Origin of the sequence: Streptomyces sp. NBC_00829, assembly GCF_045161795.1 — a bacterium.
In the GTDB taxonomy this organism is placed as follows: domain Bacteria; phylum Actinomycetota; class Actinomycetes; order Streptomycetales; family Streptomycetaceae; genus Streptomyces.
In genome coordinates this window covers 5,826,088-5,840,263 of record NZ_CP108867.1, presented here as the reverse complement: position 1 = coordinate 5,840,263, position 14,176 = coordinate 5,826,088, and the positions used below count along the sequence as shown (strand labels likewise).

Here is a 14,176-nt window from a genome sequence, read left to right as displayed (position 1 = left end):
AGACCTGCTTTCGCGGTCGGGGGTTCGAGTACGTGATTGCGGTGCGCGGTCCGCGGTCGCGGTGGCGCGGCACGCACCGGTGGCCGCGCGGCCACGGGTGAGCGCCGGCGGGGGACAGCTCACCTCGCGGCCCCCCGAGCCGCCCGGCCGCGGGCCGCGATGGCCTCGCGGTACAGCTCCGCCGTGCCCTGGGCCGCCTTCGCCCAGGTGAAGCGCGCCAGCACGCGGTCGCGTCCCGCCGCGCCCAGCCGGGACCTGAGCCCCTGGTCGTTCAGCAGGCGTCCGAGCGCCGCTGCCAGTGCGTCCGCGTCGCCCGGGGGCACGGCCAGGCAGGTCTTCCCGTCCGTGCCGGCAACCTCGGGGATCGCGCCGCCGGTCGTGGCGACGAGCGGTGTTCCCGTCGCCATCGCCTCGGCGGCGGGCAGCGAGAACCCCTCGTACAGCGAAGGGACGCAGGCGATCTGCGCGCTGCGCACCAGGTCCACCAGCTCCGCGTCCGTGATGCCCTTGACGAACTCGACCGCGTCGCCGAGACCGAAGCGTTCGATGAGCTGCGCGACCGGGCCGTCCTCGGCGCGCTTGCCGACGACGACCAGGTGGGCGGCCGGGTTCTCGGTGCGCAGCTTCGCCAGCGCCTCGACGAGGTGCACCAGGCCCTTGAGCGGGACGTCGGCGCTGGAGGTGGTGACGATGCGCCCGGGTATCTCGGCGACGGCCGCATTCGGCGAGAAAAGGTCGGTGTCGGCCCCGATGTGGACGACCCGGATGCGGTCCTGCCGCACACCGAGGTGGTCGACGATCTCCTGCCGCGAGGTGCCGGAGACGGTGAGCACGGACGGCAGCCGTCGCGCCACGCGCTTCTGCATCCGGGTGAAGCCGTACCAACGCCGTACGGAGGCCCGCCGCCTCCAGCCCTCGGCGGCGTCCAGCTCCAGCTGCCGGTCGACGGTGATCGGGTGGTGGATGGTGGTGACCAGGGGCGCGCCGAGGTCGGCGAGCAGCCCGTAGCCGAGGGTCTGGTTGTCGTGGACGACGTCGAACTCGCCGCGCCTGGCCGCCAGATGACGGCGGGCGCGCAGCGAGAACGTCAGCGGCTCCGGGAAGCCGCCGGTCCACATGGTGGCGACCTCAAGGGCGTCGATCCAGTCCCGGTACTCGCCACGCCCCGGGGTGCGGAAGGGGTCGGGGCTGCGGTAGAGGTCGAGGCTGCCCAGCTCGGTGAGCGGCACGCCCTCGTCGAGGACGGGGTAGGGCTGGGCGCCTATGACCTCGACGCTGTGTCCGAGGCGGGCGAGTTCGCGTGAGAGGTGGCGTACGTACACACCCTGGCCGCCGCAGAACGGGTTGCCCTTGTACGTGAGGAGCGCGATGCGCAGCGGTTCGACACCGCCGGACCGGCCCGTGCGAGGGCCGGCCTCTATGGCCTCAGCGGTCACCCACGGCCCCCTTCTCACTGCGTTTTCGCCGGAGCGTAACCGGTCGCGCTAATCTAGAACAAGTTTCAGACTTGATCGTTCAAGGAGCTTCGAATCTACCGGCAGGTAGCGCTGCTGTAACGGCCGGATCAGGTGATTCGCGCCACGACGGGCACGCTGCCATGCTGTGCGGTCCGGACTCGCGCATGGAACGGGACATATGACAGCCGAAGCCAAGTCGGCAGGGCCGGCGTCGCCGCCGCTGACAGAACGACAGGAGGCGCGCCGGCGTCGCATCCTGCACGCCAGTGCGCAGCTGGCCAGCCGGGGCGGTTTCGACGCGGTGCAGATGCGGGAGGTCGCCGACGCCGCGGGCGTCGCGCTCGGCACGCTCTACCGCTACTTCCCTTCCAAGATCCATCTGCTGGTCGCCACCATGCAGGACCAGCTCCAGCACATGCACACCACGCTCCGCAAACGCCCCCCTGCGGGGGACGGTGCGGCCGAGCGGGTCTCCGAGACGCTGATGCGGGCCTTCCGGGCGCTCCAGCGGGAGCCGCACCTCGCGGACGCCATGGTGCGGGCGCTGACGTTCGCGGACCGCAGCGTGAGCCCCGAGGTCGACATGGTCTCCCGCCAGACCACCGCGATCATCCTGGACGCGATGGGGCTGGAGAGCCCCACGCCCGAGCAGCTCTCCGCGGTCCGGGTGATCGAGCACACCTGGCACTCGGCGCTGATCACCTGGCTGTCGGGGCGTGCGTCGATCGCACAGGTGAAGATCGACATCGAGACGGTCTGCCGGCTGATCGATCTGACGACACCGGCGCCGCGGGATCCGGACCGCCGATAGCGGCCTGACGGGCGGGACGGAGCCCCCGCGCCGCGGAAAGTGGCACTCCCCTGGGCTGCGCGGACCAGCGCACGCGGTCGTGCACGCCGGGCGTTCACTCTTTTCCTGTGCGCCCCTCTTGCCACCCGTTGGCCGGATCTCCGTGCCCGTGGTGCGGATTCGCCGATGACAATATTCGCGTGCTGCACGGAGCGAACCGGTGGGCGGCAGCTGAGGGGGCGACGTGATCCGGGTACTTCTCGTGCACGATGCGTGTCTGCTGCGTTCTGCGCTGGCGGAGAGACTTGCGGGTGAACCGGACCTGGAGGTCTTCCACGCGCCGTGGCGTACCGCGCCGGCGCTCGCGCAGTCCCTCGCACCGGACGTCTGCGCCGTGGACCTGGAGTGCGCCGAGTCGTACGGCATCGCCCCCCTCGGCGAGCTGCCGGGGCGCCGAAAAGGAGCCGTAGACGGCCGGTTACTGGTGCTCGCCAGCGTAAATCGGCCAGGTCCGCTCCGGCGCGCGGTCGAGGCGCAGGCCACCGGCTATGTCGACAAGGAAGGCACGCCCGAACGGCTGATCACCGCTATCCGGCAGGTGGCACGGGGAGAGCGGTTCGTCGACTACTCCCTCGGCTTCGGCTTTCTCAGAGCAGCCGAAATGCCGCTGACCCGACGGGAGTTGAGCGTGCTGTCACTCGCCGCCGAGGGCGCCTCGATCTCCGACATCGCGAGCAGTCTCCATCTGTCCAACGGGACGGTACGCAACTACATGGCGGCCATCACGCGTAAGACCGGGGCCCGCAATCGAGTCGACGCCATAAGGATCTCCCAGGGCGAGGGCTGGGTCTGACGCGTGCGCCCCCGGCACAGGCACCGCACCGGGTCCGATCTGTGCGCCCCCAGCACCGACATGTACGGTCCCGGTTCTCCCGCCAGTTCCTCGCCCGGCTCCTCCAGGATCAGCCGGAGTTCGCTTCTCGTCGGCCGGATAGAGGGTGGCGAACTTCCCACTGGAATCCGCGGCCCGCGTACTTGGAGTTGCGCGGGAGAAGCGGCTGCCGGCCGGGGACGAACGTGAAGGGCACGGCGCGCGGGACGCAGTGGTCCCAGACGCTGGCCGCGGTCTTCTCCGCGTTGTCGGGACATGCCGAGACATGGATCTTCCAGCCCTGGGTGGGGCGGGCGGTGCCGATCGGGCTGATGTGGAGCCAGTCCCCAAAGAGGTATCGCCGCCACCCTTCGGGGACCGGGCGCTGCGCCGCCTCGAGGAGATGGACGCTCTCCCCCGCGGGGGAGGGCCGGCGGGTGGAGGACAAGCGGTCCGGGGTCTCGTAGAACTGCCTGTCCGAGGGACAGAAGACCTCGTACCGCTTGTCCATGGTGCTCCCCCTGTCGGCGACGTGGCATCGAGATTTCCACGGCTGTCCTGGGGCCGCACAGTCACGCGTGTCATGAGATCACTGTGCGAAACGCACAAGTCAACCTCTGTGCCCCGCCGTTCGAACACGCCCCGCTGTTACCGTCTCATCACATTCCCATGTGGTCGTGATCACATGAGCGGGCCACATTGTGCGGCATGCCCACTTCCTGCAACGGCCGTACGGCCTCCGGCGCGCCGACGTGGAGGCACCTGTGAACACGCCGCGTCGGCGACTGACCCGGCGCAGCGTGTTCATCCTCGGGGGAGGGCTTCTCCTCGCTCCGGTGTCAGCGGCCGTCCTCCTCTGGGAGGGGCAGTCCGCGACGCAGACCCCGGCCGCTCCGGGGGCACCCGCCGCCCAGCAGGGCGGTGTCCCGTCCGCCTTCCCGGGCTCCCCGCCCCCCGGATGGATGCCAGGCGTCGCCCAGAAGCCGATTGGCGCGAACTTCAGCCGGGGCGGGAGGGAGGGGCAACGGGGTCTGATACTGCACGTACAGGAGGGTGAGGGGTCGCTGTTCGAGTGGTCCTCCGAACCCTCGACGCGGAGTTCGGCCCATTTCTGGGCGTCGCAAGCGGGCGAGATCGAGCAGTATGTATCGGTCCACGACCGCGCCTGGACGCAGAGAGCGGGCAATGCCGAGTGGGTGTCGATAGAGACTTCGGGCTTTGCCGGTAAACCCCTCACCACGGCGCAGGTTGACGCCGTCGCGCGCGTCTACGCGTGGGGCGCCCGCGAGCACGGCTGGCCTCTTGAGGTGACGGACTCCCCGAAGGGGCGGGGCTTGGGCACTCATGCCATGGGCGGAGGTGCCTGGGGTGGGCACGCTTGTCCCGGGACGGCACGAGCGCAGCAGCGCGAAGTCATCATGAGCCGCGTGCGGACATTCCGGCAGACCTGACGAACACGGGCTGACGTCAATGGCGGTCAGAGTTGCACCGACTGATACGTCGGGCAACGGCGTCCGTATCCGAGGCCGTGCGCCGACCCGCCGGGGATCAGGGGAACGGCCAGCCCTCAGTCCTCGGGTGGAAAGACCGGCTCCCCGCTCTCCAGGAGGGCGATCGAGATCGCCTCGACCGGGCAGTTCTCCGCGGCGGCGAGGATCTGCTCGTTGGCGTCGGCGTCGGCGGCCCGCGGATGCGACTGCCGGGCGGAGTCCAGCGCGAAGCCGTCGGGGGCGTGTCCCACGCACATGCCGGATCCGATGCACACGCTCCGGTCGACCTCGACGTGCCAGCGGTCCCCCATCACTTCTCCCCGTACCCGGCGGGCAGATGGATCATCTTGTGCTCCAGGTACTCGCCGTACCCCTCGGGCCCGAACTCCCGCCCCAGTCCGGAGTTCTTGTAGCCGCCGAAGGGTCCGAGCATGTCGAGACTGAACGTATTGACGTTGTACGTCCCCGTCCTGACCCGTCGCGCGAAGTCGATGCCCCGCTCCACGTCGGCCGTCCAGACACTGCCGCTGAGCCCGTAGTCGGAGTCGTTCGCGATCTTCGCCGCCTCGGTCTCGTCGCCGTAGGGCAGCAGGCAGACGACCGGGCCGAAGATCTCCTCGCGGGCGATGCGCATGGAGTTGTCGACACCTCCGAAGAGCGTGGGCTCGACGTACCAGCCCTGTTCACGTCCGGCGGGACGGCCGCCGCCGGTGAGGAGCTTGGCGCCCTCCTCCTGGCCGATCCTGATGTAGTCGAGGGAGCGCTGCTGCTGACGGCGGGCGACGAGGGGACCGACCTGGGTCGCCGCGTCGAGCGGGTCTCCGACGACGAGCGCGGAGGCCGCGGCGGCGAAGGCTTCGGCGAACTCGTCGTAACGGCTGCGCGGGGCGAGGATACGGGTCTGGGCCACGCACGCCTGCCCGTTGTTCATCCAGGCCGCGGGCACGATTCCCGCGACGGCCGGGGCGAGGTCCGCGTCGGGCAGGATCACGGCCGCGGACTTGCCGCCCAGCTCCAGGGTGACGCGGGTGAGGTTGCGCGAGGCGACCTCCATCACCCGCTTGCCTGCGGCGACGGACCCGGTGAAGGACACCTTGTCGATCCCGGGGTGGCCCACCAGATACTCGCTCACCTCGCGGTCCGCGGGCAGGATGGACAGGACGCCCTCCGGCAGCCCGGCCTCCTTGGCGATCTCACCGAGGATGTACGAGTCGAGGGGCGACTCGGGCGAGGGCTTGAGCACGACGGCGCAGCCGGCCAGCAGCGCGGGCCCGAGCTTGGCGGCGGCGGTGAACTGCGGCACGTTCCACGGCACGACGGCTGCGACGACCCCGACGGGTTCCCGCCGCACAAGGATCGGCCCGAGCACTCCGTCCCGCCGCTCCTCGTGCGTATACGCGCGCGCAACGGTGATCGCCGCGTCCCAGACCATCATCGCGCCGAGCGCCTGGGCGAGCACGCTCCAGGAGTACGGCGACCCGTTCTGCGAGCTGATGGACCGGGCGATCTCCTCGTGCCGGACGGCGATCGCGTCCTTGATCCGCCCGACGACGGCGATCCGCTCCTCCAGGGTGGCCCGGGGCCAGGGCCCCTCGTCGAACGCCTTGCGCGCGGCGGCCACCGCGCGGTCGACATCCGCGCGGGAGGCGTGCGGGACGCGTCCGAGGACCTGCTCGGTATGGGGCGAGACGACCTCGATGACATCGGCGCCGAGGGGGTCGGTCAACTCCCCGCCGATGAACAGCTTTCGGTGTTCCACAAGCTCGGTCATGGCTGCTGCCTCCCGCTGCCCGGCGCACTTTCTGACACTGATTCAGAACTGATACCAGTTCTCGTTCAAGTAGTCCACGGCGGGAACCGGAGAGCGTTCCGACGCCTCACCCGTGCCGGCGGGCAGGGAATCGCGGGGCATCGAGCCCGGACGGCCGCCGGGATCGAGCGGCCGAGACGCGACGGCCGGCGCGTCCTCGACGGCCTCCACCTCCATCCGCGGCTTCTCGCTCGCCGATGCCACCGCTTCTCGCGAATCCATCCACGAACCCCATCAGTCAACTCCCCCGGAGAACCGGTCGACTCGGGCGACTATTGGAACCAGTTCTAGTTATAGTGGGCATGCCGTGCCGCCGAGAGAGATGAGAACCTCATGACGCAGGTGACCGACCACGGCGGAGGCGTCTGGGCCATCGAGGTGCCCATCCCGGACAATCCCCTCGGGCACACCCTCGTCCATCTCCTCGACACCGACCGCGGCCCCGTCCTCATCGACACGGGCTGGGACGACCCGGCCTCCTTCGACGCCCTCGCCGCCGGGCTCGGATCACTCGGCGTCCAGGTCGCCGGCCTGCACGGTGTGGTCATCACCCACCACCACCCCGACCATCACGGTCTGTCGGGACGCGTCCGGCAGGAGTCCGGGGCATGGATCGCGATGCATGCCGCCGACAGTGCCGTGGTGCGGCGCACCCGTGATGCCGAACCGGAGCTCTGGCTCGGCTACTTGGCCGACAAGCTCAGCAGAGCGGGCGCGCCCGACGCACACACCGCCCCGCTGCGCGAAGCCCGCGCCTCGGGGCGGATGCGTACGCTGCCGGGACTGCGCGCCGCCCTGCCCGACCGGGAGATCGTCCCCGGCGAGCTGCTCGACCTGGCCGGGCGGCGGCTGCGGGCCGTCTGGACCCCGGGGCACACACCCGGCCATGTCTGCCTCCATCTGGAGGAAGCCCACCCGGCGATGCGGCCCGGCAACGGCCGGTTGTTCTCCGGGGACCATCTGCTGCCGGGGATCACCCCGCACATCGGCCTGTACGAGGACCCGGACGACGCGACCGTCACCGACCCGCTCGGCGACTACCTCGACTCACTGGAGCGGATCGGCAGGCTGGCCCCCGCGGAGGTGCTCCCGGCGCATCAGTACGCCTTCACCGACGCCGCGGCCCGCGTCCGGGAACTGCTCACCCACCACGAGGACCGCCTCACGGGTCTGCTCGCCCTGCTGGCCGAGCCGCTCACCCCGTGGCAGGTCGCCGAACGGATGGAGTGGAACCGGCCCTGGGAGCAGATTCCGTACGGGTCGAGGAACATCGCGGTCTCGGAGGCCGAGGCGCATCTGCGCAGGCTGGTGAAGCTGGGACAGGCGGAGGCGCTGACCGGTACCCCCACCACCTTCGTCGCCGCCTGATCCGCCCCGCCCGGCGCATGCGCCCGTCGGGTTCATGGCCACGTCCGCCCCGCCGCCACCCCCCGCCGCCGCTTCCGCCGTCGGCTCGACGGCCGCCCACCGCCTCGGCCCGGCCGGTCCGTGCGCCCGCCGCCCGGGGCGGGATGCGCCCGGTCGTGCACAGGTGACCGGCCGGTAGAGTGTGCGAGTCGTCATCACACTCGTACGGGGGGAAGCCGGTGCGAATCCGGCGCTGACCCGCAACCGTGAGCCGCCCTCGCAGGCGGTGAGCCGGAATGCCTCGTACGGTCGTGACCGGCTCGCGCCACCGGCAGCCGCCGGTGGCCGGCACCGTCGAGGGATACGGGGCCGGAGCCCTGGTGCCTCAGCGTGCCCGTGCCCGGCTCCCGCAGGAGAGGCACACCCCGCCATGACCACCGCCCGCCGCAGCGCCGCCGCGCTCGCCGCTTCCGCCGTACTCGGCATGGCCATCACCTCGGCCGCCGCCCCGGCCGCGATCGCCGCGCCGTCGCCGATACCGTCAGCCGCGCTGCCGCCCGGCCTGTACGGAAAGGGCGACCCGACCTATGACGGCGTGTGGCGTCAGTCGCTCGCCCTGCTCGCCCAGGACACCGCCGGCGTCAAGCCCGCGGCGAAGGCCGTGGCCTGGCTCACCGGGCAGCAGTGCGCGAGCGGGGCGTTCGCCTCGTACCGGGCGGACGCGGCCAAGCCGTGCGACACCAAGCTGCCGCTGGACTCCAACGCCACCGCCGCCGCGGTGCAGGGCCTCGCCGCGCTCGGCGGGCAGGACGCCGCCGTGAAGAAGTCGGCCGGCTGGCTGAAGTCCGTACAGAACGCGGACGGCGGCTGGGGCTACAACCCCGGCGGGGCGAGCGACGCCAACTCCACCTCGATCGTGATCGGCGCCCTCGCGGCAGCGGGCGAGAAGCCGGAGGGCGTGAAGTCCAAGGGCGGCAAGACCCCCTACGACGCGCTGCTGACCTTCGCGCAGCCATGCGGCCCGAAGAACGGCGGCGCGTTCGTCTACCAGCCGAAGCAGCCGGGTATCGTCGCGGACTCCACCGCGGCAGCCGTGGTCGGCGCACACGGCCAGGGCCTGGCCGCCACCGCGGGCGCGAAGGACGCCAAGGGGACGGCCTGTGAGAAGACCACGGCGATCGAGGGCGCCGCACACAACGGCGCGGCCTACCTCGCCACCGCACTCGCCAAGACCGGGCACCTCAACACTCCCCCGATGCCTGGCGCGTCGGACCCGGCGGAGAAGCCCGACTTCGGGAACACGGCCGATGCGGTTGTCGCGCTGAGCGCGCAGGGCCTCGGCGAGCAGGCGAAGAAGCCGCTGGCGTGGCTGGAGCAGAACTCCGCGGCCTGGGCCAAGGAGTCCGGCCCGGCGGCGTACGCCCAGCTGATCTTCGCCGCCCGCGCGGGCGGAGCGGACCCGAAGGGCTTCGGCGGCACGGACCTGGTGGCGGCGCTGAACGCGACGGGCCCCGCGCCCGAGTCGTCCGCGGAGCCCAAGAAGGCCGAAGCCGAGTCGGACTCCGGCTCAGACTCGGGCTCCGGTGTCTGGTGGGTCGCCGGCGCGCTCTTCTTCGCGAGCGTCGGCGCGGGCATCCTGATCAGCGGCCGCCGCAAGAACCGGCAGCAGTGATGCGCCGGCGACTTCTCTCCCTGGCCCTCGCGCTCGGCGCCGCGCTGTCGGTACTGGGCGCGGGGCCGGCGCAGGCGGCCGGTTACCGCTACTGGTCGTTCTGGGAGAGCAGTGGGGGCAGGTGGACGTACGCGACCGAGGGCCCCGCCACGGCACGGCCCACAGACGGCGCGGTCAACGGCTTCCGCTTCTCGGTGAGCGCGGACAGCGGGGACTCGGCGCAGCCGCGCAGGGCCCCGGACTTCACGGCGATCTGCGGCACGACGCCCGCCAGGCCGGACCACAAGCGGATCGCCCTGGTCATCGACCCGGGCACCCAGGAGGACGCCCCCGCGGGCGAGAGGCCGCCCGCCCTGCGGGCGGTGTGCGCCCAGGTGCCGAAGGACGCGACGACCGCGGAGGCGCTGGCGTCGGTGGCGAAGCCGCTGCGCTACAACAGCCAGGCGCTCCTGTGCGCGATCACGGGTTACCCGAAGTCGGGCTGCGGCGAGCAGGTCTCGGCGACGGAGCCGAAGTCGTCGACGCCGCCGAAGGGCGACACCGGGGACGACGGCGGCCCTTCGGTCGGCGTCATCGCGGGCATCGCGGCGGTTGTCGCACTCGGCGGCGCGGCACTGTGGCGCTCCCGCCGCCGCGGGTACCCCGGTCGGCGGTGAACGTGTCCACGGTGGGCCAGGGTCGCGCATGGTCGCTTCCCGCCGGGAGAGTCCGTACCGGGTCGTCCCCGCAGGCGATCGGCGGCCCGCACCGGGCGACCGGTCCGCAAGGCCTCACCGCCGCGGACGGCGGAGAGCCGATCCGGAGGGAACCGGCAACCCGCACCACACGGCCGGGCCGCGTACCCCGACCCGCACCACAAGAGCCCCCGCCCCAGCGCGACAGCCACCGCGGCGACGGCTCCCCGCCACCCCGGTTCCCCCGCCTCCGGCCCCCCGAGGCCAACCGCAGCAACGCCCTGCACGCCGGTGCCTGGTGGCTGTGGGCCCTCGGGCTCGGGGTCGCCGCGTCCCGGACCACCAACCCCCTCCTCCTCGGCCTCATCGTCGGCGTCGCCGGATACGTCGTCGCCGCACGCCGCACCGACGCCCCCTGGGCCCGTTCCTACGGTGCCTTCGTCAAGCTCGGGCTCGTCGTCATCGGCATCCGCGTCCTGTTCTCCGTCGTCCTCGGCTCGCCCGTCCCCGGCATGCACACCCTGCTCACCCTCCCCGAAGTCCCGCTCCCCGACTGGGCGAAGGGCATCCGGATCGGCGGCCGGGTCTCCGCCGAGCAGCTGGTCTTCGCGCTGTACGACGGGGCGAAGCTCGCGACCCTCCTCATCTGCGTCGGCGCTGCCAACTCCCTCGCCAATCCCGCCCGCCTCCTCAAGTCCCTCCCCGGCGCGCTGTACGAGGTCGGTGTCGCCGTCGTCGTCGCGATGACCTTCGCGCCGAACATGGTCGCCGACGTCGTACGCCTGCGGACCGCCCGCAGGCTCCGCGGTCGCCCCACCGGCGGCATCAGGGCAGTCGTCCAGGTCGGAATGCCCGTCCTGGAGGGCGCGCTCGAACGGTCCGTCGCCGTCGCCGCCTCCATGGACGCCCGCGGCTACGGCCGCAGCGCCCACGTCCCGCCCGCCGTCCGGCACACCACCACCGCGCTCACCCTCGGGGGGCTGCTCGGAGTCTGCGCCGGTTCGTACGGACTGCTCGCCGCCGAGGGCGCCTCGTACGGTCTGCCCCTGCTGGCCGCAGGGCTCGTCGCCGCACTCGCGGGCCTGCGTCTCGGTGGCCGCCGTTCCGTCCGTACCCGCTACCGCCCCGACCGCTGGGGCCCCCGGGCCTGGCTGGTCGCGGGCTCGGGCGCGGCGGTCGCGGCCCTGATGATCTGGGCGAACGCCTACGACCCGCAGGCCCTGCACCCCGGCGTCGTGCCGCTGACCGCGCCCACGCTTCCGCTCTGGCCGGCCGCGTCGATTCTGCCCGGCCTGCTCCCGGCCTTCGTCGCCCCCGCCCCAGCCCCCGCCGCGCAGGAGAACCCGTGATCCGTTTCGAAGACGCGTCGGTCATCTATCACGGCGCCGCCCGGCCGGCGATCCAGGGTGTCGACCTGACCGTCCCCGAGGGCGAGTTGGTGCTGCTCGTCGGTCCGTCCGGTGTCGGCAAGTCGACTCTGCTGGGTGCGGTGTCCGGGCTGGTCCCGCACTTCACCGGGGGCACCCTCCGCGGCCGGGTCACCGTGGACGGCCGCGACACTCGCACCCACAAGCCCCGCGAACTCGCCGATCTCGTCGGCACGGTGGGCCAGGACCCGCTCGCGCACTTCGTCACCGACACGGTCGAGGACGAGCTGGCGTACGGCATGGAATCGCTCGGTGTCGCCCCCGAGGTGATGCGCCGCCGTGTCGAGGAGACGCTGGACCTCCTCGGCCTCGCCGAGCTGCGCGACCGGCCCATCGCCACCCTCTCCGGCGGTCAGCGGCAGCGCGTCGCGATCGGCTCGGTGCTGACCCCGCACCCCAAGGTCCTCGTGCTCGACGAGCCGACGTCCGCGCTCGACCCGGCTGCGGCGGAAGAGGTGCTCGCGGTGCTCCAGCGGCTGGTCCACGACCTCGGCACGACGGTGCTGATGGCCGAGCACCGGCTGGAGCGGGTCGTGCAGTACGCGGACCAGGTCGTCCTGCTCCCCGGGCCCGGCATGCCTCCGGTGACCGGCACGCCGGCGGAGATCATGGCGGTCTCGCCCGTGTGTCCGCCGGTCGTGGAGCTGGGCCGGCTGGCGAAGTGGGATCCGCTGCCGCTGTCGGTACGGGACGCGAGGCGCAGGGCGGGTGCGCTGCGGGACCGGCTGGCCGGGTCCTCCCCCACCCCGTCGGCAGCGGCCCCGCAGGCGGTGGAGGCGCCCAGTCCGGGACAGCGCCCCGGCACCACGGCCACCACCAGGCGCCTCACCGTCCGCCGCGGCCGGGTCGAAGCGCTGCACGACGTGAGCCTCACCGTGGCCCCGGGCGAGACCATCGCCCTGATGGGCCGCAACGGCGCCGGGAAGTCCACCCTCCTCGCCGCTCTCGTCGGCATGGTCGAGCCCTCCTCCGGCTCCGTACTGGTCGGCGGGCACACCCCCCACCGCACCCACCCCCGCGAGATGGTCCGCCAGGTCGGGCTCGTACCGCAGGAGCCGCGGGATCTGCTGTACGCGGACACGGTGGCGGACGAGTGCGCCGCGGCCGACACGGACGCGGGCGCGGAGCCCGGCGCCTGCCGAGCCCTGGTCGGCGAGCTGCTGCCCGGCGTCGCCGACGGGGCTCACCCCCGGGACCTGTCGGAGGGGCAGCGCCTGGCCCTCGCGCTGGCCGTCGTGCTGACCGGCCGGCCCCCGCTGCTGCTGCTCGACGAGCCGACGCGCGGTCTGGACTACGCGGCGAAGGCCCGGCTCGTCGGCGTCCTGAAGGAGCTGGCCGCCGAGGGGCACGCCATCGTGCTGGCCACCCATGACGTGGAGCTGGCCGCCGAGCTCGCGCACCGGGTGGTGATCCTGGCCGACGGCGAGGTCGTCGCGGACGGGCCGACGGCCGAGGTCGTGGTCTCGTCGCCCGCGTTCGCACCGCAGGTCGCCAAGATCCTCGCCCCTCAGCAGTGGCTGACCGTCTCCCAGGTCAGGGACGCGCTGTGACCCGTTCTCCTCATACCCGGCAGGCCCGTACCCTGCGCCTTGGTCCCCGTTCCGTCGTCGCCCTGGCCCTGACCAGCGCGATCGGCGTGATCGCCTTCGGCTGGCCGCTGCTCGCGGACGCCGATTCCGGGCTCGCCCACTCCGCGGACGCCCCCTGGCTCTTCGCCGCCCTGCTTCCGCTCCTCGTCGCGGTCGTCGTGGCGACGATCGCCGACACCGGCATGGACGCCAAGGCGGTGGCCATGCTCGGTGTGCTCGCGGCGGTCGGTGCCGCGCTGCGCCCTCTCGGCGCGGGCACCGCCGGTCTGGAGCCCATGTTCTTCCTGATGGTGCTGAGCGGCCGGGTGCTGGGACCGGGCTTCGGCTTTGTGCTCGGCTCGGTCACGATGTTCGCGTCCGCCCTGCTCACGGGTGGCGTGGGCCCCTGGATGCCGTTCCAGATGCTGGCGATGGGCTGGTTCGCGATGGGCGCCGGGCTGCTGCCGGGGCCGGACCGGCTGCGGGGCCGCGCGGAGCTGTGGGTGCTCGCCGGGTACGGCGCGGTCGCCGCGTTCGCCTACGGCACGGCCATGAATCTCCAGGGCTGGACGTACATCGGCGGCCTCTCCTCGGGCATCTCCTTCCACGCCGGCGATCCGGTGCGGGAGAACCTGGTCCGCTTCCTCGCGTACTGCGCGGCGACCTCCTTCGGCTGGGACCTCGGCCGGGCGGCCCTCACCGTCGTATTGACCCTCACCATCGGCTCCACCGTCCTCAAGGCGCTGCGCCGTGCCACACGGCGCGCCAACTTCGAGGCGCAGGTCACATTCGACCCCCGGTGAGGGCCCCTGCGGGGTGAGACGCCCCACAGGCCTTTGGTCCTGTACGAAGCGGCATAGGAGCCCCTCAACATTTCAGACAAACCACCTTTTACCGATACGACCTGCGCAAACAGCATCCGTACAGCCCCCGCTGCCCTTCGGTCCGCGTGCGAGCCGCACTAGTAGCCGGCGTCGTTGCGAGGCGCTGGGCGGCTCGCTACAACTGACCGGGTCGCAAGGCGCGGCCCGGGCTCGTCGCGGAGCCGCATCGCGCCTTCCGGGCGGCCG

14 protein-coding genes and 1 riboswitch are annotated in these 14,176 nt (G+C 72.3%); of the genes, 9 read left to right on the top strand and 5 right to left on the bottom strand.

Annotated elements, in window-relative coordinates:
* Nucleotides 1–119 precede the first annotated feature (119 nt).
* Entirely contained in the window at nt 120–1,436 is a 1,317-nt protein-coding gene (locus OG293_RS25905) for a glycosyltransferase family 4 protein (protein ID WP_406001174.1), read from the bottom strand.
* A 199-nt stretch (nt 1,437–1,635) separates the two neighbouring features.
* Here OG293_RS25905 and OG293_RS25900 point away from each other — a divergent pair, with 199 nt between their 5' ends.
* Both OG293_RS25900 and OG293_RS25895 read left to right on the top strand, forming a co-directional pair.
* On the top strand, nt 1,636–2,268 hold the full coding sequence (locus tag OG293_RS25900; protein WP_406001173.1) for a TetR family transcriptional regulator: 633 nt from the start codon (nt 1,636–1,638) through the stop codon (nt 2,266–2,268).
* A 223-nt stretch (nt 2,269–2,491) separates the two neighbouring features.
* On the top strand, nt 2,492–3,100 hold the full coding sequence (locus OG293_RS25895; RefSeq protein ID WP_406001172.1) for a LuxR C-terminal-related transcriptional regulator: 609 nt from the start codon (nt 2,492–2,494) through the stop codon (nt 3,098–3,100).
* A gap of 109 nt (nt 3,101–3,209) precedes the next feature.
* Here the strand turns inward: OG293_RS25895 and OG293_RS25890 are convergent, their stop codons facing one another.
* On the bottom strand, nt 3,210–3,629 hold the full coding sequence (locus tag OG293_RS25890) for a hypothetical protein (RefSeq protein ID WP_406001171.1): 420 nt from the start codon (nt 3,627–3,629) through the stop codon (nt 3,210–3,212).
* A gap of 451 nt (nt 3,630–4,080) precedes the next feature.
* On the opposite strand from OG293_RS25890, the gene OG293_RS25885 reads away from it, so the two are divergent.
* Complete coding sequence (locus OG293_RS25885) at nt 4,081–4,569, top strand: N-acetylmuramoyl-L-alanine amidase (RefSeq protein WP_406003711.1); 489 nt, start codon at nt 4,081–4,083, stop codon at nt 4,567–4,569.
* A 116-nt stretch (nt 4,570–4,685) separates the two neighbouring features.
* Here OG293_RS25885 and OG293_RS25880 read toward each other — a convergent pair whose 3' ends face one another.
* Genes OG293_RS25880 through OG293_RS25870 form a run of 3 tightly spaced genes read right to left on the bottom strand, consistent with a single transcriptional unit; the run spans nt 4,686 to nt 6,640 of the window.
* Nucleotides 4,686–4,919: a ferredoxin gene (locus tag OG293_RS25880; RefSeq protein ID WP_406001170.1), complete on the bottom strand. Its 234-nt coding sequence runs from the start codon at nt 4,917–4,919 to the stop codon at nt 4,686–4,688.
* On the bottom strand, nt 4,919–6,379 hold the full coding sequence (locus OG293_RS25875) for an aldehyde dehydrogenase (RefSeq protein ID WP_406001169.1): 1,461 nt from the start codon (nt 6,377–6,379) through the stop codon (nt 4,919–4,921). Before OG293_RS25875 ends, OG293_RS25880 begins: the two co-directional genes overlap by 1 nt.
* Before the next feature lie 42 nt (nt 6,380–6,421).
* Nucleotides 6,422–6,640: a hypothetical protein gene (locus tag OG293_RS25870; protein WP_406001168.1), complete on the bottom strand. Its 219-nt coding sequence runs from the start codon at nt 6,638–6,640 to the stop codon at nt 6,422–6,424.
* A gap of 111 nt (nt 6,641–6,751) precedes the next feature.
* On the opposite strand from OG293_RS25870, the gene OG293_RS25865 reads away from it, so the two are divergent.
* From OG293_RS25865 to OG293_RS25840, 6 genes are all read left to right on the top strand, one after another.
* Nucleotides 6,752–7,786, top strand: a complete 1,035-nt coding sequence (locus OG293_RS25865; RefSeq protein ID WP_406001167.1) for an MBL fold metallo-hydrolase — start codon at nt 6,752–6,754, stop codon at nt 7,784–7,786.
* A gap of 166 nt (nt 7,787–7,952) precedes the next feature.
* Nucleotides 7,953–8,087, top strand: a riboswitch (cobalamin riboswitch).
* Nucleotides 8,088–8,195: 108 nt separating this feature from the next.
* Nucleotides 8,196–9,437, top strand: a complete 1,242-nt coding sequence (locus OG293_RS25860) for a prenyltransferase/squalene oxidase repeat-containing protein (protein WP_406001166.1) — start codon at nt 8,196–8,198, stop codon at nt 9,435–9,437.
* Nucleotides 9,437–10,093, top strand: a complete 657-nt coding sequence (locus OG293_RS25855) for an SCO2322 family protein (protein ID WP_406001165.1) — start codon at nt 9,437–9,439, stop codon at nt 10,091–10,093. Before OG293_RS25860 ends, OG293_RS25855 begins: the two co-directional genes overlap by 1 nt.
* A gap of 299 nt (nt 10,094–10,392) precedes the next feature.
* Nucleotides 10,393–11,460 (top strand): energy-coupling factor transporter transmembrane component T, encoded by a 1,068-nt coding sequence (locus tag OG293_RS25850; RefSeq protein ID WP_406003710.1) that lies wholly within the window; start codon nt 10,393–10,395, stop codon nt 11,458–11,460.
* Complete coding sequence (locus OG293_RS25845; RefSeq protein WP_406001164.1) at nt 11,457–13,088, top strand: ABC transporter ATP-binding protein; 1,632 nt, start codon at nt 11,457–11,459, stop codon at nt 13,086–13,088. The genes OG293_RS25850 and OG293_RS25845 overlap by 4 nt, the downstream gene beginning before the upstream one ends.
* Complete coding sequence (locus OG293_RS25840) at nt 13,085–13,909, top strand: ECF transporter S component (RefSeq protein WP_406001163.1); 825 nt, start codon at nt 13,085–13,087, stop codon at nt 13,907–13,909. Before OG293_RS25845 ends, OG293_RS25840 begins: the two co-directional genes overlap by 4 nt.
* The last annotated feature ends 267 nt before the right edge of the window (nt 13,910–14,176 follow it).

Coding starts and splice junctions, on each gene's coding strand:
- OG293_RS25900 (WP_406001173.1), top strand. CDS start 1,636: ATGACAGCCGAAGCCAAGTCGGCAGGGCCGGCGTCGCCGCCGCTGACA.
- OG293_RS25890 (WP_406001171.1), bottom strand. CDS start 3,629: ATGGACAAGCGGTACGAGGTCTTCTGTCCCTCGGACAGGCAGTTCTAC.
- OG293_RS25885 (WP_406003711.1), top strand. CDS start 4,081: ATGCCAGGCGTCGCCCAGAAGCCGATTGGCGCGAACTTCAGCCGGGGC.
- OG293_RS25880 (WP_406001170.1), bottom strand. CDS start 4,919: ATGGGGGACCGCTGGCACGTCGAGGTCGACCGGAGCGTGTGCATCGGA.
- OG293_RS25875 (WP_406001169.1), bottom strand. CDS start 6,379: ATGACCGAGCTTGTGGAACACCGAAAGCTGTTCATCGGCGGGGAGTTG.
- OG293_RS25870 (WP_406001168.1), bottom strand. CDS start 6,640: ATGGATTCGCGAGAAGCGGTGGCATCGGCGAGCGAGAAGCCGCGGATG.
- OG293_RS25865 (WP_406001167.1), top strand. CDS start 6,752: ATGACGCAGGTGACCGACCACGGCGGAGGCGTCTGGGCCATCGAGGTG.
- OG293_RS25860 (WP_406001166.1), top strand. CDS start 8,196: ATGACCACCGCCCGCCGCAGCGCCGCCGCGCTCGCCGCTTCCGCCGTA.
- OG293_RS25855 (WP_406001165.1), top strand. CDS start 9,437: ATGCGCCGGCGACTTCTCTCCCTGGCCCTCGCGCTCGGCGCCGCGCTG.